Source organism: Georgenia sp. TF02-10, assembly GCF_022759505.1.
Taxonomy (GTDB): domain Bacteria; phylum Actinomycetota; class Actinomycetes; order Actinomycetales; family Actinomycetaceae; genus TF02-10.
Window position 1 is genome coordinate 1834005 of sequence record NZ_CP094289.1, and the last position, 26151, is coordinate 1860155.

The 26151-nt window shown below is 73.9% G+C and carries 19 protein-coding genes and 1 pseudogene; 17 read left to right on the forward strand and 3 right to left on the reverse strand.

Annotation, left to right across the window (positions count from 1 at the left end; all coding sequences use genetic code 11):
* Positions 1–40: 40 nt before the first annotated feature.
* Together MF406_RS08260 and MF406_RS08265 are read right to left on the reverse strand one after the other, a co-directional pair.
* Complete coding sequence (locus tag MF406_RS08260) at positions 41–1036, reverse strand: bile acid:sodium symporter family protein (RefSeq protein ID WP_242897545.1); 996 nt, start codon at positions 1034–1036, stop codon at positions 41–43.
* Positions 1036–1323, reverse strand: a complete 288-nt coding sequence (locus tag MF406_RS08265; protein ID WP_242897546.1) for a YciI family protein — start codon at positions 1321–1323, stop codon at positions 1036–1038. Before MF406_RS08265 ends, MF406_RS08260 begins: the two co-directional genes overlap by 1 nt.
* Positions 1324–1695: 372 nt before the next feature.
* On the opposite strand from MF406_RS08265, the gene MF406_RS08270 reads away from it, so the two are divergent.
* Positions 1696–2085, forward strand: coding sequence for an OsmC family protein (locus MF406_RS08270; protein ID WP_242897547.1), 390 nt, complete (start codon positions 1696–1698; stop codon positions 2083–2085).
* A 460-nt stretch (positions 2086–2545) separates the two neighbouring features.
* Positions 2546–5419, forward strand: coding sequence for an HNH endonuclease signature motif containing protein (locus MF406_RS08275; RefSeq protein ID WP_242897548.1), 2874 nt, complete (start codon positions 2546–2548; stop codon positions 5417–5419).
* A 69-nt stretch (positions 5420–5488) separates the two neighbouring features.
* Here MF406_RS08275 and MF406_RS08280 read toward each other — a convergent pair whose 3' ends face one another.
* Positions 5489–6160, reverse strand: coding sequence for an MBL fold metallo-hydrolase (locus MF406_RS08280; RefSeq protein WP_242897549.1), 672 nt, complete (start codon positions 6158–6160; stop codon positions 5489–5491).
* Between the two features lie 146 nt (positions 6161–6306).
* On the opposite strand from MF406_RS08280, the pseudogene MF406_RS08285 reads away from it, so the two are divergent.
* From MF406_RS08285 to MF406_RS08355, 15 genes and pseudogenes are all read left to right on the forward strand, one after another.
* Positions 6307–6900: pseudogene (locus MF406_RS08285) on the forward strand (YdeI family protein); the annotation flags it as partial.
* Between the two features lie 286 nt (positions 6901–7186).
* Positions 7187–10072: an excinuclease ABC subunit UvrA gene (gene uvrA, locus MF406_RS08290; RefSeq protein WP_242897550.1), complete on the forward strand. Its 2886-nt coding sequence runs from the start codon at positions 7187–7189 to the stop codon at positions 10070–10072.
* A gap of 51 nt (positions 10073–10123) precedes the next feature.
* Positions 10124–10606, forward strand: a complete 483-nt coding sequence (locus tag MF406_RS08295; protein WP_242897551.1) for an OsmC family protein — start codon at positions 10124–10126, stop codon at positions 10604–10606.
* 71 nt (positions 10607–10677) lie between these two features.
* Positions 10678–13134, forward strand: coding sequence for an excinuclease ABC subunit UvrC (gene uvrC / locus MF406_RS08300; protein WP_242897552.1), 2457 nt, complete (start codon positions 10678–10680; stop codon positions 13132–13134).
* Positions 13135–13138: 4 nt separating this feature from the next.
* Complete coding sequence (gene rapZ, locus MF406_RS08305) at positions 13139–14335, forward strand: RNase adapter RapZ (protein WP_371744640.1); 1197 nt, start codon at positions 13139–13141, stop codon at positions 14333–14335.
* Positions 14332–15351: a uridine diphosphate-N-acetylglucosamine-binding protein YvcK gene (gene yvcK / locus MF406_RS08310; protein ID WP_242897553.1), complete on the forward strand. Its 1020-nt coding sequence runs from the start codon at positions 14332–14334 to the stop codon at positions 15349–15351. Before rapZ ends, yvcK begins: the two co-directional genes overlap by 4 nt.
* Positions 15352–15371: 20 nt before the next feature.
* Complete coding sequence (gene whiA / locus MF406_RS08315; protein WP_242897738.1) at positions 15372–16352, forward strand: DNA-binding protein WhiA; 981 nt, start codon at positions 15372–15374, stop codon at positions 16350–16352.
* Positions 16353–16764: 412 nt separating this feature from the next.
* Positions 16765–17478, forward strand: a complete 714-nt coding sequence (locus MF406_RS08320; RefSeq protein WP_242897554.1) for a FadR/GntR family transcriptional regulator — start codon at positions 16765–16767, stop codon at positions 17476–17478.
* Between the two features lie 37 nt (positions 17479–17515).
* Positions 17516–18676 (forward strand): DUF4185 domain-containing protein, encoded by a 1161-nt coding sequence (locus tag MF406_RS08325; protein ID WP_242897555.1) that lies wholly within the window; start codon positions 17516–17518, stop codon positions 18674–18676.
* Positions 18677–18809: 133 nt separating this feature from the next.
* On the forward strand, positions 18810–20093 hold the full coding sequence (locus MF406_RS08330; RefSeq protein ID WP_242897739.1) for an ABC transporter substrate-binding protein: 1284 nt from the start codon (positions 18810–18812) through the stop codon (positions 20091–20093).
* Positions 20094–20148: 55 nt separating this feature from the next.
* Positions 20149–21075 carry a carbohydrate ABC transporter permease gene (locus tag MF406_RS08335; protein WP_242897556.1) on the forward strand — a complete coding sequence of 309 codons (927 nt, stop codon included), beginning with the start codon at positions 20149–20151 and terminating at the stop codon, positions 21073–21075.
* Positions 21075–21890 carry a carbohydrate ABC transporter permease gene (locus MF406_RS08340; RefSeq protein WP_242897557.1) on the forward strand — a complete coding sequence of 272 codons (816 nt, stop codon included), beginning with the start codon at positions 21075–21077 and terminating at the stop codon, positions 21888–21890. The genes MF406_RS08335 and MF406_RS08340 overlap by 1 nt, the downstream gene beginning before the upstream one ends.
* Before the next feature lie 13 nt (positions 21891–21903).
* The gene (locus tag MF406_RS08345; protein ID WP_242897558.1) at positions 21904–22716 is read left to right on the forward strand and encodes an SDR family NAD(P)-dependent oxidoreductase; all 813 of its coding nucleotides are present in this window, start codon (positions 21904–21906) and stop codon (positions 22714–22716) included.
* On the forward strand, positions 22713–23981 hold the full coding sequence (locus MF406_RS08350; RefSeq protein ID WP_242897559.1) for an enolase C-terminal domain-like protein: 1269 nt from the start codon (positions 22713–22715) through the stop codon (positions 23979–23981). Before MF406_RS08345 ends, MF406_RS08350 begins: the two co-directional genes overlap by 4 nt.
* 59 nt (positions 23982–24040) lie before the next feature.
* Positions 24041–26140 carry a hypothetical protein gene (locus MF406_RS08355; RefSeq protein ID WP_242897560.1) on the forward strand — a complete coding sequence of 700 codons (2100 nt, stop codon included), beginning with the start codon at positions 24041–24043 and terminating at the stop codon, positions 26138–26140.
* Positions 26141–26151 lie beyond the last annotated feature (11 nt).

Genomic DNA, 26151 nt, shown 5'->3' on the forward strand with positions numbered 1-26151 from the left:
GCCGCGTGCGCCCGGACGAGCGCCGGACGGGGCGGCCGCCTCAGCCCGCGGGACGGGCCCGCGGCGGGACCGGCCCGCCCGGCCGCCGTCGGGCGAGGTGCCGTGCCAGCGCCGCGCACACGATGAGCTGCAGCTGGTGGAAGAGGATGACGGGGACGGCCACCGTGGCCGCGGCCGCCGTCGAGAAGAGGACGGCCGCCATCGGCAGCCCGGTGGCGAGGGACTTCTTCGAGCCGCACATGAGCAGCGCGACCCGGTCGGGCAGGTCCAGGCCCAGCGCCCGGCCGCCCCACCAGGTCGCGGCGAGCATGCCGGCGAGCAGCACCGCGGAGAGGCCGAGCAGCGCGGCCACCATCGGCCAGGACACCGCGTCCCACACCCCGGAAGCGGTCGCGGCCGTGACGGCGGCGAGGACGACCACCAGGATCGTGCCCCGGTCCACCCCGAGGGTGAGCCACCGCCGGGCGCGGACCCAGCCGCCCGCCCACGGCTGGAGGAGCTGGCCGACCGCGAACGGCACGAGCAGCTGCAGGAGCACGTCCCGCAGGCCGCCCAGCCCCACCGAGCCGGACCGGCCCATCAGCAGCAGGACCAGGACCGGGGTCAGCACCATCCCGAGCACGTTGGACACGGTGGCCGCGCAGACCGCGCCGGCCACGTTGCCGCGTGCGAGGGAGGTGAACGCGACCGAGGACTGCACGGTCGAGGGGAGCAGGCTCAGGTACAGCAGCCCGTCGGCCAGCGCCGGGCCGACCAGCGGCCCGGCGAGGGCGTGCAGGGCGAGGCCGAGCGCGGGGAACAGCAGGTACGTCGCGGCGAGGATCGCGCCCTGCAGGCGGACGTTCCGCAGCCCGGCGAGCACCTCGCGGGTGGACAGCCGCATCCCGTAGACGAGGAACAGGACCGGCACGGCGACGTCGGCCGCGACGGCCACCACGCGCTGCGCCGGCGCCGGGAGCGGGACGGCCAGGCCGAAGGCCAGGGTGGCGACCAGGGCCACCACGAAGGGGTCGACCCAGCGCAGCACCCGGCGCATCAGGTCAGCTTGCCGACCACCGGATCCCACGCCCGGGCCGTCCGGCTGGTGATCAGCCCCGCCCGGTGGAACGGGTCCGGGTCGAGCGCCTCCAGGGCGGCGTCGTGGTTGATCGCACGGACCATGAGCAGCGCGCCCGGGGCGGCGGCGTCGAGCCAGGGGCCCGAGACGACGAGGACCCCGGCGTCGTGCAGCCCGGCCAGGAACTCCCGGTGCTCGGGCCGCAGCTTGTCCAGGTCCTCGGTCCGGGTGGTGTCGTAGGCGTACTCGACGGCGAAGATCGGCATGGCGGCCAGGGTAGCGGTGGGTGGTCGGGGTCACGCCGGGACGGCGGTTCTCGTGGTGCCTCGCCGGGTGCGGCGACGGGGGTGCGCGGGCGGGACCGGCGTCCGGCCGCGGCCCGGTGGCTAGACCGGCACGGCGTTCGGCCGTGGTCAGGTGGCCGGACCAGGATCGGGTTCGGCCGGCGCCCGGAATCCAAACCGGCACGGCGTTCGACCGTGGTCAGGCGGCCAACGCCGGCGTAGGCTCGAGCGCGGACCGGGAACCCCGAACGGCCGCCGCTGGAGACGCCGTCGGGATGGCCGTCGGGGTCGTCGGCCGGCTCGTCCGCGCCCCGCTCGGGAGGAACGATGGGCACCTACCGTGCAGCGGTGCGCATGGCAGACCCGACCGCGCCGGGCGTCCCGCTGGGGTCCGTGACCGTCGAGCACCACCGCACCCCGCGGGCCGAGGTCACCGCCGAGGTGCTCTCCGGCGGCCACGTGCTGCACCTCGCCGTCGCCTGCTGCCTGTTCAACGACATCCTCGCGCTGGCCGCCGAGCGCGGCGTCGAGGTCACCGACCTCACCGTCTCGGCCGACGGCGGGTTCCGGCCCGCGCCCCCCGACCCGCCGGTGGTCAGCTACGACATCCAGGTCGCCGGCCGTGCGCCGCAGGACGTGCTGCGCCGCCTCGTCGCCGACGCCGAGGCCGACGCGTCGGTCCCGGGGCTGCTCCGCCGCGGCGCGGAGGTGGTGCCCGGCGAGGTCACGGTCCGCTCCGCCTGAGCCGCGGGCAACGCGCTCGCGAGCGGCCTGCCGCCCGGGCTGCTGAGCATTGAGTCGACCCGGCGCCGGCTGGCGACCTGTCGCTTCGATGCAGGGTCAGCCGCAAGAGTGGGCCAGTCCCCAGGGCTGGGGACAAGCCCGGGTGGATGTCGGTGGCCGGTCCCACAATGGACACATGTTCGAGGAAGAGCGAGGCGAGCCAGGAGCAGATGCTGCCGCTTGCCCCTCCGGCCGTCCTTCCGCCCAGTTCCCCAAGGGTGAGGACGGGCCGGGGCCCGATGTGGGTGGCCGGTCCCACGATGGACACATGTTCGAGGATGAGCGGGATGAGCCGGGGGCCGATGATGCTGCTGGCTCGGTGGGTGGTGCTGCCGGCCGCTCCGGTAGCACTGCCGGTCCGGTCCCTGACGGTGGGGACGGACCGGGGCCCGATGTCGTACCCTCCGCTTACGCTGGACATATGTTCGAGGCGGAGCGGGACGAGCCGGCAGTAGGTGCTGCCGCCGGCGCCTCCGGCCGTGCGGCCGGGCGGTCTCGGCGGGCTGCTCCTGGGCCGTTCGACAGTGGCTGGGACGGTCCGGGTCCGGAGGGGTGGCTGGTGTGGTCCCCGGCGGACGAGGCGGCCCAGGCGCGGGGGTTCTGCTGCGCGCAGGACGCCGAGTCGAACCAGCCGTGCCGGCACATGCGCCACTTCGCGGCGATGATGGCCGCCCAGGACCGGGTCGCCGCGGTGCGGGCGGCGGCCGCGGGGGAGCTGTGGGACGAGGACGACCTCGACGACCCGGACGGCGCCGACCCGGAAGATCCTCACGCCCGGGTGCGGGTGCGGGTGTGGCTGGTGGCCTACCAGGTTCTCGCCGACGCCGCGGTCGCGGCCGGGGTGGCCCGGACCTCGGAGATCACCGGGGACGTCGCCCTCGCGCCCGGTGAGGTGGAGGAGACCGCCGCCCGGCTGGCCCGGGCGGCGGAGGCGGCGACCCGGGCCCGCGGGGAGGAGATCACCCCGGAGGTGGCGGAGTTCTTCAAGTTGGCGGCGGCGATGGCACCCCGCGAGCCGCTGACCGACGCCGAGCGCACGGTGGTGCTGTCGGGTGAGGAGGTGGCGGCGGGGGTCGAGCTGTTCCTGGCGGTGGCCCGCGGCGAGACCGACGTGGTGATCCCCGACGAGCCCGGCCCGGCGCCGGTGACCGAGGCGCCGTACAGCCCATGGGAGGCGGCCGGGGCGGCCGGGGACGGCTGCCTGCTCACCACCATCGGGGTGGACACCGACTCCCTGGCCAGGTGCCCGGCCGGGCCCGAGCTCGCCGCCCTCCTCGCCGGGGTGAACCTGGCCGACCTGGACGGGTTCGCCGCGGTGGAGGCCCTCGCCGCGATACGCCGGGTGGAGGCCTGGGCCGCCGCGAAGTCCGCCGAGCTCGCCGACGCGGTCGCCACCCGGTGCCGAGACATCTACGACGCTAGAGCGGTGAAGGGTCCGGGCGGGACGGTGCTGGACGGCTCCGCCCAGGAGATCGCCATGCGCCTGGGCATCTCGGTGACGGAGGCGAACCGGCTGATCCGCACCGGACGGGGCATGCGGGGGGCGTTCACCGACACCGCCCAGGCGCTGCGGTCCGGGGCGATCGACTACCGCAAGGCCGCCACGATCATCACCACCCTGGCCGAGCACGCCCTGCCCGTCGCGGTCCTGGCCGAGGCCGAGGTGCTGCCCACCGCCCCCACCCGCACCCACGCCCAGCTCGTCAAGGACCTGGCCGCGGCCCTGGTCAAGGTCGACCCCACCGCCGCCACCGAACGCCACCACCGCGCCCGCGCCGGCCGCAAAGTGACCCACCCGCAACCACTGGCGGACGGGATGGCCTCGCTGTACGCGGTCCTGCCCGCCGAGGACGCCGTCCGGGTCGACCTCGCCCTGGAGGCCATGACCACCACCGCCCGCGCCCACGGCGACGACCGCACCCGCGACCAGCTCCGCGCCGACGCCCTCGCCGTCCTCGCCCACGGCGCCCTGACCACCGGCTGGGCCGGCCCCCCACCCGGAACCCAACCACCACACCTCAACCACCCAGGCGACAGCCCCGCAGGCGACGCCGGCGACGATGCCGCGACCGCTGGCGGTGACCACGACAGCGGCCACGACGCGGGCGACGAGACGAACGCAACCGACGCGATCGACGCAACCGACGACGGTGCGGGCGCGGGCGACGACGGTGAGATGCGTGCAACCGATGAGGACGCGGGCGCGGGCCCGCCCGGCCCGGGAGCCGAACCCAGCGTCGAGGACCGTGCAGCGCCCACGGCGGGTGCACCGCCTGACCCTGGCCCGCCGGGCACGCCGCCCGAATCTGGTCCGCCTGGCTCACCGCCTGACCCTGCCCTGTCACGCCCTGACTGGCCGACCCGCACCCAGGAGCCGTCGGCACCGCCGGGCTCACCGCCCGACCCGGCGCCCGCCAGCGGACGGCAGGCGTCCGAGCGAGACGGGACGGGTGCCTGGGTGGAGTGCCCGGGCACCGGGGAGATCCCCGACCTGCACCTGCTGCTGTCCTGGCGCTCAGGCATGCCGCTGGGCGACCCCGGCACCAACCGCACCCAGATCCGCGTGACCATCCCCCTGTCCGTCGCCCTCCCCCCGCAGGATGAGGCGCCTACCGGCACGAACGGTGACACCACCGGCATCACCACCGGCGGGAGCAGCAACGCCGCCGTCGGTGACGGTGACGGTGACCGGGCCACCGCAGGGATGACCGAGAACGACGCCACCACCGGCACCGGTAGTGGTGTGCCCGCAAGCACGGCCGGGCGGGACCTGGACATTGACCCCGAGCCGGGGGAGGTCGCCGAGCTCGCCGGGTACGGACCCATCAGCCCCGACGTCGCCCGCGCCCTCGCCGCCGGCGGGACCTGGCGCCGCCTGATCACCGACCCCCTCTCCGGCACCGTCCTCGACGTCGGCCGCACCCGCTACCGGCCCCCCGCCGACCTCGCCGAGCACGTCCGCACCCGCGACCGCACCTGCGTCCGCCCCGGCTGCACCACCCCCGCCGAGCGTTGCCAGATCGACCACACCCGCGCCTTCTCCCAGGGCGGCAAGACCGCCGCCGACAGCCTCGGCGCCCAGTGCACCACCGACCACGCCCTCAAGAGCGCCGGGACGTTCAAGACCACCCAGCCCACCCCCGGGGTCTTCGAGTGGCTCACCCCCACCGGCCACGCCTACCGCCGCAACCTCGACGGCACCACCACCCACCTCAACACCTGGCGAGGACGCCCCAGCACGATCGCCGCCGCCGGGAACCACGGCGACGACGAGTACGGCGACCCGCCGTTCTGATCTGGAACCGCCTGTCGCGGTCCTTCGAGGCAGGGGCCGCGTCGCTCCGCGGCTGGCGCGCGGCGGGGGTCACCAGCCGCGGGCGCGCCAGGCGGCGATCTGCGGCCGCTCAGTCCCGAGGGTGGTGTCCGTGCCGTGCCCGGGGTAGACCACGGTGTCGTCCGGGAACCGGCCGAAGACCCGCGCCTCCAGGTCGTACATGAGCGAGGTGAAGTCTTCCGGGCTGGTCGTCCGCCCTGGACCGCCCGGGAAGAGGGAGTCGCCGGTCAGCAGGTGCACCCGCCCGGGGTGCGGGCCGTCGGCGGGCTCGGTCAGCGCGAGTGCGACCGATCCCGGGGTGTGCCCGCGCAGGCAGATAACGTCCAGCGCGACGTCGCCGAGCCGCACCGTGTCCCCGTGCTGCAACCGCCGGTCCACCGGCACGGGCAGCGCATCGGCATCGTCCGAACCGGCCAGGACCGCTGCGCCGGTGGCCGCGACGACCTCGGCCAGGGCACGGTGGTGGTCCCAGTGGCGGTGCGTCGTGACGACGGCGGTGAGCGGGCCGCCGCCCTCGGCAACGAGGGCGAGCAACCGGTCGGCGTCGTCGGCCGCGTCGACGAGGAGCTGCTCCCCGCCGGCGGTGAGGAGGTAGGCGTTGTTGTCCTGCGCCGACACCGACGCCTTACGGAGCACCACCAACCCGAGGTCGTGCACTGCGGCGGGGCCGCCGGGGATCACGCGGGCGTCGTCAGTCGTCATCGTCCCTCCGTCCAGGATGCGCCACCGCGGCCGCTGCCGGCAGCACTGGCGCAGGGGTAGGCCGAGCCACCGGTCTCTAGAGGTATCACGCCGTCCGATCCACCGGCCGGTGTTGACCTGTCTGCCTGCGGCACGAGGATGGGGCAATGGCTGCCGACCTGCCCGAGCTGGTGCTGCCCGACGCCGCTGCCTGGCGCGCCTGGCTGGTGGCCAACCACGCCGACTCCCGCGGGGTCTGGCTGGTGCTGGGCAAGAAGGGCGGGACGGTGACCACGCTGACCTACGCCGAGGCGCTGGACGAGGCGCTCTGCTTCGGCTGGATCGACGGCCAGGTGGCCAAGCGGGACGCCGAGAGCTACCGCCAGCGGATGACCCCGCGGCGGCCGCAGAGCATGTGGTCGGCCCGGAACGTCGCGCACGTCGCCCGGCTGGAGGCGGCCGGCCGGATGCACGAGGCCGGCCGGGCCCAGGTGCGCGCGGCGCAGGCGGATGGCCGCTGGGAGCGGGCCTACGCCGGCTCGGCCAGCATCGAGGTGCCGGCCGACCTCGCCGCCGCTCTCGCCGCAGAGCCCCGCGCCCAGGAGATGTTCGACGCGCTCACGGCGACCAACCGGTTCGCGGTCATCTACCGGGCGACTACCGTCAAGCGGCCGGAAACCCGGGAGCGCCGAATCGCCGAGTTCGTCGGCATGCTCGCCCGCGGGGAGACGCCGTACCCGCAACGACGCCGGCCCCCGGGCTGGGACCAGCCGGTCGCTGCTGGCCCGCCGACCGGTGACCACCCACTGACCGTCGACGCGCCACCGAACGCCGACGGCCCACCGAACGCCGACGACCCACCGACCACCGACGCCCCACCCACCGCCGACGACCGGTAAGCGCCGGCACGCTCCCGCCGGCCGCCGTCGGCCAGGCCAGCACGCCCGGGCCGGGCACGCCTGGCAGCCGAGCGCTGGTGCCCGAGATCACCCCCGCCACCCTCGAACAGGCGTGCGGTTGTGGGTGGTGGGCGTCTATCATCTTCCGGTGGCCGACCAGCTCCTCGTGCGCGGCGCGCGCGAGCACAACCTCCGCAACATCTCCCTCGACCTCCCGCGGGACAGGCTCATCGTCTTCACCGGCCTGTCCGGCTCGGGCAAGTCGTCCCTCGCGTTCGACACCATCTTCGCCGAGGGACAGCGGCGGTACGTGGAGTCGCTGAGCTCCTACGCCCGGCAGTTCCTCGGGCAGATGGACAAGCCCGACGTCGACTTCATCGAGGGCCTGTCCCCGGCGGTGTCTATCGACCAGAAGTCCACCAACCGCAACCCCCGCTCGACGGTCGGCACCATCACCGAGGTCTACGACTACCTCCGGCTGCTGTACTCCCGGGCCGGCACCCAGTACTGCCCGGTGTGCGGGGAGCGGGTCACCGCGCAGACCCCGCAGCAGATCGTCGACCGGCTCCGGGAGATGCCCGAGGGCACCCGGTTCCAGGTCCTCGCCCCGGTGGTCCGCGGCCGCAAGGGGGAGTACTCCGAGCTCTTCCGGGACCTGCAGAGCCAGGGCTTCGCCCGCGTCCGGGTGGACGGGCAGGTCGTGCCGCTGGCCGAGGCGCCGGTGCTGGAGAAGAAGCTCAAGCACAACATCGAGGTGGTCGTGGACCGCCTGGTGGTCCGCGAGAACGTCCGCCAGCGCCTGACCGACTCGGTGGAGACGGCGCTGCGGCTGGCCGACGGGCTGGTCTTGGTGGACTTCGTCGACCTCGACCCGGAGGACCCCGGCCGCGAGCGGCGCTTCTCCGAGAAGCGTGCCTGCCCCAACGACCACCCCCTCACCCTGGAGGAGATCGAGCCGCGCACCTTCTCCTTCAACGCCCCCTACGGCGCCTGCCCGGAGTGCACCGGCATCGGCTCCCGGCTCGAGGTGGACCCCGACCTCGTGGTGCCCGACCCCGAGCTCAGCCTGGCCGACGGCGCCATCGCTCCCTGGGCGAGTCAGCCCGAGTACTTCCTGCGCCAGCTCCGCGCGCTCGGCGACCAGCTCGGCTTCTCCGTCGACGTGCCCTGGCGAGCGCTGCCCCAGCGGGCCCGCACGGCGGTGCTGCGCGGGCAGGACTACGAGGTCAAGGTCCGCTACCGCAACCGGTGGGGCCGGGAGCGGTCCTACACCTCCGGGTTCGAGGGCGCCATCGCGTTCGTCGAGCGCAAGCACGCCGAGACCGAGTCGGAGTGGTCCCGCGAGCGGTACGAGGGGTACATGCGGGAGGTGCCCTGCCCGGTCTGCGGCGGCGCCCGCCTCAAGCCCGAGGTGCTGGCCGTGCGGGTGGGCGACCTGTCCATCGCCGAGCTGTGCGACCTGGCCATCACCGATGCCAAGGCCTACCTCGACGGCCTCACCCTCGGTGCGCGCGAGGCCGCCATCGCCGGGCAGGTGCTCAAGGAGATCCACGCCCGCCTGGGGTTCCTCCTCGACGTCGGCCTTGGGTACCTCAGCCTGTCCCGGGCCGCCGCCACGCTCTCCGGCGGGGAGGCCCAGCGGATCCGGCTGGCCACCCAGATCGGCTCCGGCCTGGTCGGCGTGCTGTACGTGCTGGACGAGCCGAGCATCGGGCTGCACCAGCGGGACAACCGGCGGCTCATCGAGACCCTCACCCGGCTGCGGGACCTGGGCAACACCCTCATCGTCGTCGAGCACGACGAGGACACCATCCGCACCGCCGACTGGATCGTGGACATCGGCCCCGGCGCCGGGGAGCACGGCGGCCACGTGGTCCACTCCGGGGACCTGGCCGGCCTGCTCGCCACCGAGGAGTCGGTCACTGGCGCCTACCTCTCCGGCCGGCGGACCATCCGCACCCCGGCCCGACGGCGGCCGGTGGACAAGAAGCGCCAGCTCACCGTCGTCGGCGCCCGGGAGAACAACCTCCGCGGCGTCACCGTGTCCTTCCCGCTCGGCTGCCTCGTCGCCGTGACCGGGGTGTCCGGGTCGGGCAAGTCCACCCTCGTCAACGCCATCCTGTACCGGGTGCTCGCCGGCGAGCTCAATGGCGCCCGGTCGGTGCCCGGCCGGCACACCCGGGTCACCGGGCTGGACGGCCTGGACAAGGTGGTCCACGTGGACCAGTCGCCGATCGGCCGCACCCCGCGGTCCAACCCGGCCACCTACACCGGCGTCTGGGACCACGTGCGCAGGCTCTTCGCCGAGACCACCGAGTCCAAGGTCCGCGGCTACGGCCCCGGCCGGTTCTCCTTCAACGTCAAGGGCGGGCGGTGCGAGGCCTGCAAGGGCGACGGCACCATCAAGATCGAGATGAACTTCCTGCCCGACGTCTACGTCCCCTGCGAGGTCTGCGAGGGCGCCCGGTACAACCGGGAGACCCTCGAGGTCCGGTTCAAGGGCAAGACGGTCGCCGACGTGCTCGCCATGCCGATCGAGGAGGCCGCCGACTTCTTCGGGGCGGTGCCGGCGATCACCCGGCACCTGCGCACGCTGGTCGACGTCGGGCTGGGCTACGTCCGGCTCGGCCAGCCCGCGCCCACCCTCTCCGGCGGCGAGGCGCAGCGGGTCAAGCTCGCCGCCGAGCTGCAGAAGCGCTCCTCCGGGCGGACCGTCTACGTGCTGGACGAGCCGACGACGGGCCTGCACTTCGAGGACATCCGCAAGCTGCTCGGGGTGCTCCAGGGGCTGGTGGACAAGGGCAACACGGTCATCGTCATCGAGCACAACCTCGACGTGGTCAAGAGCGCCGACTGGATCGTCGACATGGGCCCGGAGGGCGGGTCCGCCGGCGGGACGGTGGTCGCCACCGGCACCCCCGAGCAGGTCGCCCGGGTGCCCGGGTCGTACACCGGGCAGTACCTGGCCGGGGCCCTGGGCCTGCCGGTCGACGGCGAGCTGGCGGTCGCCGCGTCCGGGCGCGCCAGCCGCTGAGGCGAGCCGAACCTCCTCGTCGCGGCCGGGCCCGGCCGCTACGGTGTGCCCATGGGTGGACTGCAGACGTACAACGTCACCGTCGACTGGACCGGGGCCGACGAGCGCGGGACCGCGAGCTACACGAGCTACTCCCGGGACCACGAGGTCCGCGTCGAGGGCAAGCCGACCCTGCTCGCCACCTCCGACCTGAAGGTGCGCACCGACGTCAGCCGGTACCGCGCCGAGGAGCTGTTCGTCGGCTCGATCTCCCAGGCCCAGATGCTGTGGTTCCTCCGCACCGCCGCCAAGCACGACGTCGTCGTGCTGTCCTACGCGGACAAGGCGACCGGGACCCAGCGCGTCGAGGGGGCCGGCTCCGGCCCGTTCGTCGAGGTGGTGCTGCGGCCCCAGGTATCCTTCGCCGAGCCGGGGCTGAGCGAGGAGGCCGCCGCCCGGCTGCACCGCGAGGCCCGCGAGCACAACCACGTCGCCCGCTCGGTGAGCTTCCCGGTCCGGGTCGAGCCGGCCGCCGTCGGCGTGCCCGTCGCCTGACCTCTCGCCGCGCCGTCGACGGCGCCTAGCGCCGACGCCCGCCCCCGCCGGCCGACGTAGGCTGGACGATCATGGCCGACCCGTCCACCTACCGGCCCCGCCCCGGCGAGGTCCCCGACGCCCCCGGCGTCTACCGGTTCAAGGACCCGCAGGGCCGGGTCATCTACGTCGGCAAGGCCAAGAGCCTGCGGAGCCGGCTGGCGAGCTACTTCCAGGACCTCAGCGCCCTGCACCCGCGGACCCAGCAGATGGTCACCACCGCCGCCGCGGTGGAGTGGACGGTGGTGGGCACCGAGGTCGAGTCTCTCGCCCTGGAGTACGCCTGGATCAAGGAGTTCGACCCGCGGTTCAACGTCAAGTACCGCGACGACAAGTCCTACCCCTTCCTCGCCGTCACGATGGGGGAGGAGGTGCCCCGGGTGCAGGTCATGCGCGGCGCCAAGCGCAAGGGCACCCGGTACTTCGGCCCGTACACCCACGCCTGGGCGATCCGCGACACCGTCGACCAGCTCCTCCGCGTCTTCCCGGTCCGCACCTGCTCCCCCGGGGTGTACCGCCGGGCCCAGTCGGCCGGCCGGCCCTGCCTGCTCGGCTACATCGACAAGTGCTCCGCGCCCTGCGTCGGGCGGATCTCGGTGGCGGACCACCGGGCGCTGGCCGAGGACTTCTGCCGGTTCATGGAGGGCGAGACCGGCCCGTACCTGCGGCGGGTGGAGCGGGAGATGCGGGCCGCGGCCGGCGCGCAGGACTACGAGCGCGCGGCCCGGCTGCGGGACGACGCCGCCGCGCTGCGCAAGGTCGTCGAGCAGAACGCGGTCGTGCTGCCGGACGGCACCGACGCGGACGTCTTCGGCCTCGCCGCCGACGAGCTCGAGGTCAGCATCCAGGTCTTCCACGTCCGCGGCGGGCGGATCCGCGGCCAGCGCGGCTGGGTGGGGGAGCGGGTCGAGGAGCTCGACGACGCCGGCCTCGTCGAGCACCTGCTCCAGCACGTCTACGGCGCGGCCGAGACGGCCCCGGTCGCCCCCCGCGACGCACGCGCCGCCGGCAAGGCCCGCGCCCGGCGCGCCGACGGGGAGGCCACCAGCGTCGACGACGTCCCGCACACCCCGACCACCGCCGTGCCGCGTGAGATCCTCGTGCCCGCCCTGCCGGAGAACGTCGCCGACCTGCAGGAGTGGCTCGGCCGGCTCCGCGGCGGACGGGTGCAGGTCCGGGTGCCCCGCCGCGGGGACAAGCGCACCCTCGCCGAGACCGTCCGCGCCAACGCCGAGCAGGCCCTGAAGCTCCACAAGGCCCGGCGCGCCGGCGACCTCACCACCCGCTCCCAGGCGCTGCGCGAGCTGCAGGACGCCCTCGACCTGCCCGACTCCCCGCTGCGGATCGAGTGCTACGACATCTCCCACACCCAGGGCAGCCACCAGGTCGGCTCCATGGTCGTCTTCGAGGACGGCGTGCCCAAGAAGTCCGAGTACCGGCACTTCGTCGTCCGCGGCGAGCACGGCACCGGCGCCCGGGACGACACCGCCGCCATGGAGGAGGTGCTGCGCCGCCGGTTCACCCGGTACCTGGCCGAGCGGGACGCCGACCAGACGGGCGGCGGCGGACCCGTCGCGGCCGGTGCCGCTCCGGCCGGTACCGACCGGGCCGGTGAAGGGACCGGTGCCCGGACCGCCGCCGACGGCGACCCGGCGGCCCGCGCCGTCGGCGCCGCCCTGGTCGGGGACGACCCGGACCGGGCGGACCCCGACCAGGTCCAGCCCGCGCAGGTCGACCTGGACGCCGTCGACGACGACGGGGTGCCGCTGCGGTCCGGGCCGGTGGACCCCGCCAGCGGCCGGGCCCGCAGGTTCGCCTACCCGCCCAACCTGGTGGTGGTCGACGGCGGGCAGCCGCAGGTCGCGGCGGCGCAGCGGGTCCTGGACGACCTCGGCATCGACGACGTCGCGCTCGTCGGCCTGGCCAAACGGCTGGAGGAGGTCTGGCTCCCCGGCGAGGACTTCCCCACCGTGCTGCCGCGCACCTCGCCCGCCCTGTACCTCCTGCAGCACCTGCGGGACGAGTCGCACCGGTTCGCCATCACCCACCACCGCTCCCGCCGCGCCAAGGCCATGACGCGGTCGGTCCTCGACGGGGTGCCCGGCCTCGGCCCGGCCCGGCAGGCCGCGCTGCTCAAGGCGTTCGGGTCGGTGAAGAACATCCGCGCCGCCAGCCTGGAGGAGGTCGCCGCCGTTCCCGGGATGGGCCCGGCCACCGCCCGGGCCGTCCTGGCGGCGCTCGGCGCCCCGCCGGCGGGAGCCGACGGCCCGGACGATGCCGACGGCGCCCGGCCCGGCAGCTCCGACGACGGTGCCCGCCCGGGCGGTGCTGCCGACGGCGCCCGCGTGGGCGGCTCGGCGGACGGCGCGCAGCCCGATCGCTCCGACGACGGTGCCCGCCCCGACGGTCCCGACGGCGCCGATCCGGACGGTGCTGACGGCGTCCGCCCCCGGGCCGACGCGAAGGCGGATGACCACCTGGCATCCTGACGGTATGGACGACGCCGGGCCCGAGCAGGCACCACCACCGACCACCCCGGCGGGCACCGAGCGCCCCGACGAGGCCCAGCCACTCGTCGGCGCACCGGCGGACGGGGGCGCCCCGACCGCGGCAGGCGCACCGGCGGACCTGCCGGCCCGGCCGGACGCCGACGTGCTGCCGGACGCGGACGCCGAGACGGACCCGGGCGTACTGCCGGACGCGGACGCTGCGGCCGACGCAGACGCACCGGCGGACCTGGCTGACCCGACGGACGCGGACCCGGCCCGCCCGCCGACCGTCCCCGAGGGCATCCCGCAGCTCGACGAGCAGGCCCGCCTGCCCGAGAACGACCCGCCCGAGCTGCTCATCATCACCGGCATGTCCGGCGCCGGCCGGTCCCGGGCGGCGGCCGCCCTGGAGGACCTGGACTGGTACGTGGTGGACAACCTGCCGCCGCGGCTGCTCGGCGCGCTCGCCCGGCTGATGGCCCCCGGCAAGGGCGGCATCCACCGCCTCGCCGCCGTCGTGGACGTGCGCAGCCGGGCGTTCTTCGCCGAGCTCGTGGAGGTCCTGGAGCGGCTGGGCCGGACCGGCACCGACTTCCGGATCGTCTTCCTCGACGCCGACGACTCCGAGCTGGTCCGCCGGTACGAGTCCAACCGCCGGCCGCACCCGCTGCAGGGCGAGGGCCGCCTCCTCGACGGCATCGCCGCCGAGCGCCAGCTCCTCGCCCACCTCCGCCGCCGGGCCGACGTCTTCATCGACACCACCGACCTCTCCGTGCACGACCTCGCCCGCAAGGTCCGCGACGCCGTCGCCGGCGAGGCCGACCGGCCCCTGCGGGTGACCGTCATGTCCTTCGGGTTCAAGTACGGCCTGCCGCTCGACGCCGACCACGTCGTCGACGTCCGGTTCCTGTCCAACCCCTACTGGGTCGGCGAGCTCCGCCACCTCACCGGCCAGGACGAGGCGGTGCGCCGCTACGTCCTCGGCCAGGACGGCGCCACCGAGTTCGCCGACCGGTACGTCGACGCCATCGCCCCGGTGCTGGACGGCTACGTCGAGGAGCTCAAGCCGTTCGTCACCATCGCGGTGGGCTGCACCGGCGGCAAGCACCGGTCGATCGCGATGGCCGAGGCGATCGCCGAGCGGCTGCGCCAGCGGGGGCAGCCGGTCCGGACCCTGCACCGCGACCTGGGCCGGGAATGACCCTGGACAGCCTCGCGCTCGAGCCGGGCGCCCGCGGGCCCGCCGTCGTCGCCCTGGGCGGTGGCCACGGCCTGTCCGCCACGCTCGGGGCGCTGCGGCACCTCTCGGCCAACCTCACCGCCGTGGTCACGGTCGCCGACGACGGCGGGTCCTCCGGCCGGCTGCGGCACGAGCTGGGCGTCCTGCCGCCGGGGGACCTGCGGATGGCCCTGTCCGCGCTGTGCGACGACGGCGAGTGGGGCCTGATCTGGCGCGACGTCCTGCAGCACCGGTTCCGCTCCGAGGGCCCGCTGGACAACCACGCCGTCGGCAACCTGCTCATCGTGGCGCTCTGGGAGCTGCTCGGCGACGAGGTCTCCGGGCTGGACCTGGTCGGCCGCCTCCTCGGGGTCCGCGGCCGGGTGCTGCCGATGGCCGCCGTCCCGCTGGAGATCGAGGCCACCGTCACCCGCGACGGCGCCTCCCGCACCGTGCGCGGGCAGTCCCAGGTCGCCGTCGCCCCGGGCCGGGTGGAACAGGTGCGGCTGCTCCCCGACGCCCCGCCCGCCTGCCCCGAGGCCGTCAGCGCCGTCCGCGACGCCGACTGGGTGGTCCTCGGGCCGGGCTCCTGGTACACCTCGGTGATCCCGCACCTGCTGGTCCCCGAGCTCGCCGCCGCCCTGCAGGGCACCGCCGCCCGGCGGGCCCTCACCCTCAACCTCTCGCCCCAGGCGGGGGAGACCGAGGGGATGACCGCCGCCGACCACGTCCGCAGCCTGCACGACCACGCGCCCGGCCTGCGGCTGGACGTCGTCCTGGCCGACCCGGCGGCGGTGGAGGACCTCGACGACCTCGCCGCCGCCGCGACCGCGTGCGGGGCCCACCTGCTCCTGCGCCAGGTCGCGGTGGGGGACGGCACGCCCCGGCACGACCCGCTGCGGCTGGCCGCCGCCTACCGGGACGCCTTCGCCGGCGTCCTCGGTGACGTGCCGCTGACCCGGCCGGGGCGTCCGGCGGACGGCGGAGGACCCCGCTGATGGGTGGGAAGATGTCCGGCATGTCGATGACCGCCGCCGTGAAGGACGAGCTCGCCCGGCTCCGGGTGGAGAAGGTGTCGGCCCGGAAGGCGGAGGTGGCCGCGACGCTGCGGTTCGCCGGCGGCCTGCACATCGTCTCCGGCCGGATCGTGGTGGAGGCCGAGCTCGACACCGGCATCGCCGCCCGGCGGCTGCGGCACACCATGCACGAGGTCTACGGCCACGTCAGCGACATCATCGTCGTCTCCGGCTCGGGCCTGCGCCGCGGCAACCGGTACGTCGTCCGGGTCGTCAAGGACGGGGAGTCCCTGGCCCGCCAGACCGGGCTGCTGGACACCCGCGGCCGGCCGGTCCGCGGGCTGCCGCCGCAGGTCGTCTCGGCCGGGGTGGCGGAGGCCACCGCGGCCTGGCGCGGGGCGTTCCTCGCGCACGGCTCCCTCACCGAGCCGGGCCGGTCCAGCTCCCTGGAGATCACCTGCCCGGGCCCGGAGGCGGCCCTGGCGCTGGTCGGCGCCGCCCGGCGGATGGACATCGTCGCCAAGGCGCGGGCCGTGCGCGGCGTCGACCGGGTGGTCCTGCGCGACGGCGACGCGATCGCCGCGATGCTGACCCGGATGGGCGCCCACGACACCGTGCTGGTGTGGGAGGAGCGGCGTACCCGGCGGGAGGTCCGCGGCACCGCCAACCGAATGGCGAACTTCGACGACGCCAACCTGCGTCGGTCCGCCCGGGCGGCCGTGGCCGCCGGGGCGCGGGTGGAGCGGGCCTTCGAGATCCTCGGCCCGGACATCCCCGACCACCTCGTCCAGGCCGGCCGGCTCCGGCTGGCGCACAAGCAGGTCTCGCTGGAGGACCTCGGCCAGCTCGCCGACCCGCCGCTGACGAAGGACGCCATCGCCGGTCGGATCCGCCGGCTGCTCGCGATGGCGGACCGGCGCGCGCAGGAGCTCGGCATCCCGGACACCGAGGCGGTCCTCACCCCGGACATGCTCGACCTCTGAGGACGACGGCGCCCGGCCGGCGGCGGGCCGCTGAGACGTATCCGCGAGCAGTCGCGTCCTGCGCGGTCGGGACGGCAGCACCGGTGGGTGGATCGATGGGTCGCGCCTGCCCCTGGGTCGTGGCGCACGCCGGCGGAGGCCGCGCGGCGCGCGTCTCCGGTGCCCGTCGCACCTCGCCACCGCCTGCACCTCCGCGTGGCCGCGCCTCCCCACCGGCTGCGCCGCCGCCCGGCCGCGAGAGAGGCGACGCCCCCGCGCGGGCTGGCAGACCGCCGTCACCGACGCGAGGCCGAGCGGTCGCCGCATGGCCGAGCGGCCGCCGCCTGGCCCAGTGGCCGCCGCCTGGCCGAGGGAGCGGCCGCCGCGGGCGTCCTTCTTGCCTGGCAAGAGATCAAGTGATTAGATCACTTCCATGTCAGGCGCTGAGTCGCACGTCACACCCCCGCCGCGGCCGGACCTCACGTCCAGCCTCGCCGGCGCCGTGGTGGAGATGATCAGCGAACGCGGGCTCGAGGCCGGGATGAAGATCGGGCCGCTCCGCGACCTTGCGGCACGGTTCGCCGTGGCCGTCCCGACGATGCGTGAAGCCCTGCGACGCCTCGAGGGCCTGGGCATCCTCACGTTCAAGCACGGCTCCGGCATCTACGTCGGCCCGAACTTCAACCGCAGCGTGCTCCTCAACAGCATCGCTCCGCGGCCGGACCGCGCACGGCTCGTCGAGCTCATCCGGGCCCGCCTGCTGATCGAGCCGCCGATCGCCGCGCAGGCGGCCACCGTGCGCCACCCGCGCGGGCTCGCCGCGCTGGAGCGGACCCTCGCGGAGGCGCGCGAGTGCCTGGCCCGCGGCGACGACAGGTTGTGGCGAGTGAACATCGACCTGCACCGGGCCATCGGCGTCACCGCCGGGAACCGGATCGTCGAGGAGATCTTCGACGCGATCCTGCTCATCCACGCCGAGGAGCAGCAGCAGATCCTCGTGCTCCACGGGGATCCGCGCTCCGATCACGCCGAGCACGAGCAGATCGTCCGGCTCATCGCCGCGGGTTCCGCGGACGAGGTGCAAGAGGTCGTCCGCCGACACCTCCGCGACGTCGCGGAGGTGATCGGCGGGCCCCACGAGCCGTAGGACCGACCAGCACGACGGATCACAACGAGGTGACAACGTGACAAAGAACCTGAGGGTGACTGGCGCGCTCTGCGCCGGAGCCCTGCTCCTGACAGCGACCACGGCGAGCGCGGCGGCGGCCGGCCCACCGGCCGCCGATCCGGTCGACGAGTGCTCGCTCACCTCGGCCACCATCACCGCCACCGCCCGGATCGAGCCGGGGCTCACCCAACTCTTCACGGCCTACGGCAACACGGGCGAGGGGTGGACCGGTGCCGACAGCACCTACTCCGTTCCGCTGCGGGACGGCACGACCGCGTGGATCTTCTCCGACACCTTCCTCGGCCCGGTCGAGGCCGACGGCGGCCGGCCCCTGTCCACGCCGTTCCTCAACAACTCGATCGTTCTCCAGGACGGCGGAAACCTCACCACCATCACCGGCGGCACGGCGGAGCACCCGGAGAGCCTGGTCGGCCCCGGCCCGGACACCGACTGGCACTGGTTCGGCGCAGGTCACCGCACGCGCACCGGAGACCTCCAGGTCGGGGTGCTCGGGTACGCCCGGTTCGGTGAGGGCCCCTGGGACTGGGCCTGGGCCGGGAACTCCCTGGCCACCGTCGACAGCACCACCTGGGACGTCGTCGCGATCGACCCGCTGCCCTCCGCCGCGGGGATCCAGTGGGCCTCCTGGTACCAGCAGATCGGCGGGCACGTCTACGTCTACGGCGTCGAGGACCTCGGCGCCGAGAAGTACCTGCACGTGGCCAAGGTGCTCGGCGGCGGCCTCACCGACCTCAAGCGCTGGCGGTACTGGGACGGTCAGGGCTGGAGCCGCGAGGAGACAGCCTCCGCGCGGGTGCTCGACGACGTCGCCAACGAGTACAGCGTCACCCCGTACCGGGACGGCTACCTCCTCGTCACGCAGGACACCTCTGTGCCCTTCAGCGCCGAGATCCACGCCTACGTCGCCTGCTCGCCCCAGGGCCCGTTCGTGCACGCGACGAAGCTCTACGACATGCCCGAGGTCGGGCCGTCGGGCACCTACGGCAACCCCAACATCATCGGCTACAACGCCCACGAGCATCCGGAGCTCCGCGAGGACGACACGCTGCTCCTGACCTACAACGTGAACTCCGTGGACCCCACCGAGCTCTACGACGACGTCTCGATCTACCGCCCCCGGTTCGTCGAGGTCTCCCTCGACGTCGACCCATCCTGACCGACCCCGTCGACCCGTCCTGACCGTTTCCGTCGATCCATCCTGGCCGATCCCGTCTGCCCGTCCTGACCAACCGCGTCAACCCTGTCCTGACCGATCCCGTCTGCCGCCCGGCAGCGACCACAACGAGGTGATGTTCGTGAAGAAGACCCTGTGCCTGACGGCCGCCGCCACGACCGCGGCCCTGACCCTGGCAGCCTGCTCCGGCGGCGGCGGAGGCGAGACCACCGCCGGCGGCGGCGGGCGCGCCGAGGACGTGATGCTCGGCTTCTACACCGACAAGGCCGCGTGGGAGCCCAGCTTCGACACGATGAACGAGGCCTCCGCGGCCGAGGGGCTGACGCTGGACTTCACCGGCTACTCCGACCCCACCGCCTTCGACTCCTTCGTCAAGCAGGCGTTCCGCACCGACCAGGTGCCCGACCTGTTCACCTGGCACACCGGCAGCCAGCTCGCCGAGCTCGTCGAGCAGGGCCTCGTCGCCGAGACCACCGACCTGTGGGCCGAGGCCGAGGCCAACGGCGACGTCCCCGAGGGCCTCATCGACAACTACACCTACGACGGCAAGCAGTACTGCGTGCCCCTGAACGTCGCCTACTGGACCATGTACTACAACAAGGCGACGTTCGAGGAGTACGGCCTCGAGGTCCCCGAGACCTGGGACGACCTCATGACGATCGCCGACACCCTGGTGGAGAACGGTGAGGTCCCCTTCCACCAGATGAACATCATCTTCGAGTTCGTCTGGTTCCAGGCCATGCTCGCCGGCAACGCGCCCGAGACCTACCGGGGCCTGCAGACCGGCGAGGCCTCCTACACCGACCCCGAGGTCGTCGAGGTCATGGAGCAGTGGGGCGAGATGATCGACAAGGGGTACTTCATCGATCCGGGCGTCAGCACCGACCCGCAGACCCTGCTGTCCACCGGGGACGTGGCGATGGCCTACTTCGGCACCTTCTTCACCGGGCAGCTCGACGGGATCGGGGCCGAGTCCGGCACGGACTACGGCATTTTCCCCGTCCCGAACATGAACCCGGACGTCGAGCAGCGGCAGATGATCCTCGAGACCGGCCCGCTGTGCGTGGGCACCGGCTCGGCGAACGAGCAGGCCGCCCTCGACTACAGCGCCTGGTGGCTGACCGAGGAGGCGCAGAACGAGTGGTCCTCCTCCCGCGGGGACGTCTCCTTCAACCCCAAGGCCGACGTCGCCGACCCCGAGCTCGCCGCCCTCGTGGAGGAGGTCACCGGTGAGGGCTCGGACTTCGAGATCCAGCAGCGGTACCTGGAGGCCAACCCCCTGCCGGTGTACACGCTCTCGACCGAGATCTTCGGCGACTTCGTCACGAACGCCCCCGACCCGCTGCCCGGCCTGGAGCGGCTGCAGGCCGAGGCCGAGGCGTACTGGGCCGAGCAGTGACCCGCGGCTCGGCGGCACCCCCGCTCCCCGCGCCCCGAACCGGAAGGGCACCGCGATGACGACGCTCACCGCTCAACGAACGGTCACCGACGAGCGCCCCCGCCTCAACAAGCCGCCGGACAAGTTCCGCTGGTCCGCCCGCGGCTTCGCCCTCCCGAGCCTGGCCATCGTGGCGGTGATGCTCTACCTGCCCTTCCTGTGGACGGCGTACCTCAGCTTCACCGAGTTCAACGGCCTGGGCGACCCCGAGTGGGTGGGCCTGGAGAAGTACCGGGAGATGTTCGCCGACGCCGGGTTCCTCACCTCGGTGCAGAACACGCTCATCTGGGTCGTCGGCACCCTCGTCCTCCCCGTCGGGCTCGGCCTGCTCATCGCGGTGCTCGCCCACGAGATCAAGGGCTCCTTCTGGTACCGGCTGCCGTTCCTGCTGCCCTACGCCATCTCCGGGGTCGCCGTCGGCGTGATCTGGACCTTCATCCTGCAGACCGACGGGGCGCTGAGCGAGGCGCTGCGGTTCCTGCACCTGCCCGGCGCCGAGCTGCGCTGGCTGCTCGACGCCCCGCTGAACACCCTGGTGATGATCGTCGCGGCCACCTGGCAGGGGGCCGGCGTCAACGCCCTGCTCTTCGGGATCGGGCTGCAGTCCATCCCCAAGGAACCGATGGAGGCCGCCCGGCTCGACGGCGCCTCCGGCTGGACGCTGTTCCGGACGATGACCTGGCCGATGCTCGCCCCGCTGACCACCGTCGTCGTCGGCCTCGCGATCGTCGGGTCCCTCAAGACCTTCGACATCATCTGGGCGATGACCAAGGGCGGTCCCGGCCGTGTCTCGGAGACCCTGGCGCTGACCATGTACAAGGAGACCTTCGTCAACAACGATTACGGGCTCGGCGCCGCGGTGGCGCTGTTCCTCACCGTCGTGACGGTGGCCGCCTCGATCATCTACCTGCGTCGTCAGCTCTCCGACTCCAAGGAGCTGTGATGGCCGACAAGATCCGCAAGGGTGTCCTCGTCGTCCTCGGGCTGGTGTGGCTCGCCCCGGTCTACCTCATGCTCGCCAACGCCGCCAAGACCGACGACCAGTACGGCGTGGTCTCGGTGTGGCAGGCGGTCGGGATCTCCGGCCTGCTGGAGAACGTGGCCACCGCCTGGGACCGCGGCAACATCTCCGAGGGCATCGCCTCGACGGCGCTGTACAGCGTCGTCTCCCCCGGCCTCGCCGTGCTCGTCGGCGCGGCCGCCGGGTTCGCGATCGTCGCGCTGCGGCTGAGGCACGGCTTCTTCTGGTTCGTGCTGATCTTCTCCAGCACGGTCTTCCCGCTGCAGATGATCCTCATGCCCCTGTTCATCGGCTACGTCGAGGCCGGCCTGTACGACACCCGGGTGGGGATGATCTTGATCTACACGGTCATCTCGGTCCCGTTCTCGGCGTTCGTGATGCGCAACTTCTTCTCCGGGGTCGCCCGCCAGGTCTTCGAGGCGGCGGTGGTCGACGGCGCGTCGACGTGGCGGATCTTCTGGCGCATCTACCTGCCCATGTCCGGCTCCGCGCTCGCGGCCGTCTTCATCCTGCAGGCCACCTTCGTCTGGAACGACCTGCTCCTGGGGCTGACGCTGACCCAGTCCGCCGAGACCCGCCCGGTCATGACGGCCCTGTCGGCCCTGCAGAGCACCTACGGCGGCTCCACCATGCCGACGGTGCTCGCCGGCGGCCTCATCGTGTCCGTCCCGACCGTCGCGCTGTTCCTGCTGACCCAGCGTGCCTTCACCCGGGGCCTGTCCCTGGGCCAGTTCTGAGGAGATCCACCACATGACCACTCACCTGCCGTGGCAGGACCGCACCGTCCTGGTTACCGGGGCCGGCGCCGGCATCGGCGCCGGCGTCGCCGAGCTGCTGGCCGCCCGCGGCGCCACCGTCGTCGGGATCGACCGGGACGCCGCGGCGCTGGACGCCGTGACCCAGCACCTGGATGCCATGCCCGGGCGGCTGCTGCCGGTGGTCGCCGAGGTCACCGACGGCGACCGGCTGGCCGAGGTGGCCGCCACGGTGCACGCCGAGCACGGCGGCCTGGACGCCCTCGTCTGCGCCGCCGGCGTCCAGCGCTACGGCACCGTCGAGAGCACGGACCCCGGCACCTACCACGAGGTCATGGCGGTCAACGTCGGCGGTGCGTTCAACGCCTGCCGGGTGGGCGTGCCGCTGCTGCGGGCGCGGGGCGGCGGGGCGATCGTCCTGGTCGCCTCCGTCCAGGCCTTCGCCGCCCAGCGCGACGTCGCGGCCTACGCGGCCAGCAAGGGCGCGCTGCTCTCCCTCACCCGTGCCATGGCGGTGGACCACGCCGCCGAGGGGATCCGGGTGAACGCCGTGTGCCCGGGCTCGGTCGACACGCCCATGCTGCGCTGGGCCGCCGAGCTGTTCCGCGAGGGCCGGCCGGTCGAGGACCTGCTCGCCGACTGGGGCCGGGCCCACCCGCTGGGCCGGGTCGCCCGCCCGGGCGAGGTCGCCGAGGCCGTGGAGTTCCTCCTCAGCGAGCGGGCCTCCTTCATCACCGGCGCGGATCTGAAGGTCGACGGCGGGCTCACCGCCGGTCTGGCCGTGGCACTGCCGGAGACCCGGCAGTGAGGGGCAGCGCCCTGCGCATCGCGGACGTGCGGGCGACGACCGTCACGGTGCCCCTGCAGGCGCCGCTGCGGCACAGCAACGGCGCGCACTGGGGGCGGTTCGTGCGCACGCTGGTCGAGGTCGAGACCGAGGACGGCATCGTCGGCCTCGGCGAGATGGGCGGTGGCGGCCAGAGCGCCGAGGCCGCGGTCGTGGCCCTGAAGGACTACCTGGTCGGGCACGACCCCGCCCGGACCGAGGTCCTGCGGTTCATGCTCGCCAACCCCACGGCCAGCCTGTACAACAACCGCACCCAGCTGCTGGCCGCCGTGGAATTCGCCTGCCTCGACATCCTCGGCAAGTACACCGGGCTTCCCGTGCACGCGCTGCTCGGCGGGGCGGTGCGGGATGAGGTGGAGTTCGCGTCCTACCTGTTCTTCCGCTACCCCTCCGCCGACGGCTCGGGCGAGGTCCGCACCCCCGACCAGCTGGTCGAGCACGCGCGGGCGCTGCGGGCCGAGCACGGCTTCCGGGTGCACAAGCTCAAGGGCGGGGTCTTCGAGCCCGGCTACGAGCGCGAGGCCTACCGGGCGCTGGCCGGCGCCCTCCCCGGGGACCGCTTCCGTTACGACCCCAACGGGGTGCTCAGTCCCGAGCAGGGCATCGAGTTCGCCCGCGGCATCGAGGACCTGGCCAACGACTACCTCGAGGACCCGTGCTACGGGTTCAACGGCATGCGCCGGGTCCGGGAGAACACCCGGATCCCGCTCGCGACGAACACCGTGGTGGTCGACTTCGAGCAGCTCGCCACCAACGTGCTGGCTCCCGCCGCCGACGTCGTCCTGCTCGACACCACGTTCTGGGGCGGCATCCGGCCCTGCCTCCGGGCGGCCGGGGTGTGCGAGGCCTTCCAGCTCGGCGTCGCGGTGCACTCCTCGGGCGAGCTCGGCATCCAGCTCGCCACGATGCTGCACCTCGGTGCGGTCGTCCCCAACCTCTCGTTCGCGGCCGACGCCCACTACCACCACCTGCGCGACGACGTCATCGCCGGCGGGAAGATGACCTACCGCGACGGGCGCATCGCCGTGCCGGACGGGCCCGGACTCGGGGTGACGCTCGACGCCGACAAGGTCGCCGAGTACGCCGAGCTCTACCGCGAGCTCGGTCCCTACCCCTACGACCGGGACCCCGGACGGGCCGGGTGGTACCCGATGCTGCCCAACCGCGACTTCGCCGACCCCACCGCGCCGGGCCGTCCGGCCGCGATGGACCACGAACCGTACTGACCGAGGAACGAACCCCCTGACCGAGGACTGGCGGCCGCGCGCCGCCAGGGAGGACATCGATGAGCCCCCGCACGATCCCCACCGTCGAGGACTTCACCAGCGCCGTCGTCGTCGACCGCTTCGACGACATGATCAACCCGCCGGGCCTGACCAACCACCTCGCCACCGCCCAGGTCGACCACGACGTGCTCGCGGTGCGGTCGCTGAACGTCCCCCCCGTCTCGCAGGGCGACTGCATCACCGGTCAGCTCTACCTCGGCGGCCGGCTGGCCCGGTCCTACGGCGAACCCGTCGAGGTCGTCTGGCGCCCGGACCAGGTGCGGCGCCGCACCACAATCGACGACTGGGTCGTGGAGACCACCACCGTCTGCCCGCCCGGCGAGGCCGGCGTCGTCGTCCAGATCGGGGCCACCAACGCCGCCGCCGTGGCGCGCGAGCTGCGCCTCGGTGCCTGGATCGACTCCACCGTGACCCGGTCGCCGGAGCCGTGGCTCGCCGCCCCGCCGCCGCAGGCGGCCAACGAGGTGCGGGTGGACGGCGCACGGCGCACCGGCCGACCGGCCGACCGCTCCGCGGTGAGCCTCCAGGGCCTGGTCGACGGAAGCGGGCGGGACGTCCGCGACGCCGCCGGCACGCCGCGGCTCGTCGAGGTCCGCCAGGAGGTCGGGCCGGGGGAGGCCTGCACGCTCGGCTACCTGCACATGGTGGGCGCCGGACCGGGCGCCGAGGCCGAGGTGCGGGCGGCCTACGAGCGCGTGGCGGCCGACGTGCCCGGCGCCGTGGCGGCGTCCCGCGTGGCCTGGGACGCCAGCCTGGCCGCCATGTTCACGCCGGGCAACGAGGAGTTCGGCGGCTCGCTGCCCGTGCTGGAGACGAGCAACGACGCCCTGCGGACCCTGTACTGGTGGGGCGCGATGGGCGTGCTGTGGTTCCGGCGCGACAACCCCGCCTCGGTGCTGGGCCGCACCTACGACACCCTCATGCCCCGCTACTGGCAGACCACCACGTTCATCTGGGACTACTCGCTCAGCTCGATGGTGCACGCCCTCCTCGACCCCGGCGTGATGCGCCGGCAGATCGCGCACTGGGTGGGGCTGGACATCGACGAGCACTTCGGCACCGAGTGGCTCACCGGCGGACCGGTGGGCAACTGGTACTCCGTCAACCACTACGCAATGACGCGCCTGGTCAACGACTACCTCCGGCTGCACGGGGACCACGCGTTCCTCCGCGAGGAGCTGACCACCCCGAGCGGGCAGACCCGTTCCCTCGGGGACCACGTGCGGTACTGGGCGCGGGCCTGGCACCGCCTGCGCTCGGCCTCGGGCCTGGCCGACTACGGCGAGATCGACAACCTCCTCGAGTGCGTGAGCACCTACGTGCACGAGGTGGCCAGCCTCAACGCGGCCAACGTGTGGTGCCTGCGCACCGCGGCGGAGATCAGCGCCGCGCAGGGCCAGGGCGACGTCGCCGCCGACCTGGTGGCCGAGGCCGAGGAGCTCCTCCCGCTGGTCAACGCGCTCTACCTGCCCGGGAGCGGCTACTTCCGCGCCCGCCAGCCCGACGGGACCCTGGTCGAGACGCGCCACTGCTACGACTTCTCCACCGTCGGCACCACGATCGCCGCGGACCTTCCCGAGCAGCAGCGGGACGAGATGGTGCGCTTCTTCGTCGAGGAGCTCCGCACGCCGTCGTGGATGCGTGCGCTCTCGCCCTGGGACGAGAACGCCGGCTACTCCCTGCGCGCGGACCACCAGTGGAACGGCGCCTACCCGGCCTGGCCCGCCGACTCCGCCCGGGCAGCGATCGCGCTCGGCCACCCGCGCGTCGCGCTGGAGTGGCTCGACGGGCTGGCCCGCACGACGAACCAGGGGCCGCCCGGGCAGGCGCACTTCGTCGAGGAGGCCGCCAGCCCGATCGACGGCGGCGCCCGCAAGACCCCGCCCCAGCTGCCCTACCTCATCGACTGGTCGTGCTCCTCGGCCGGCGCCTGGTGCGAGCTGGTCATCGGCTCCATCTTCGGCGTCGAGGTCTCCCTCGACGGCGAGGTCCGGGCGGGCGGCTGCATCGACGAGCTCGACGCCCGCGCGCGGCTGACGAACCTCGTAGTCCAGGGCCGCACGTACGACGTCGCCGGCGGAGAGGTCCTGCCTCACTAGCGTCCAAGGGT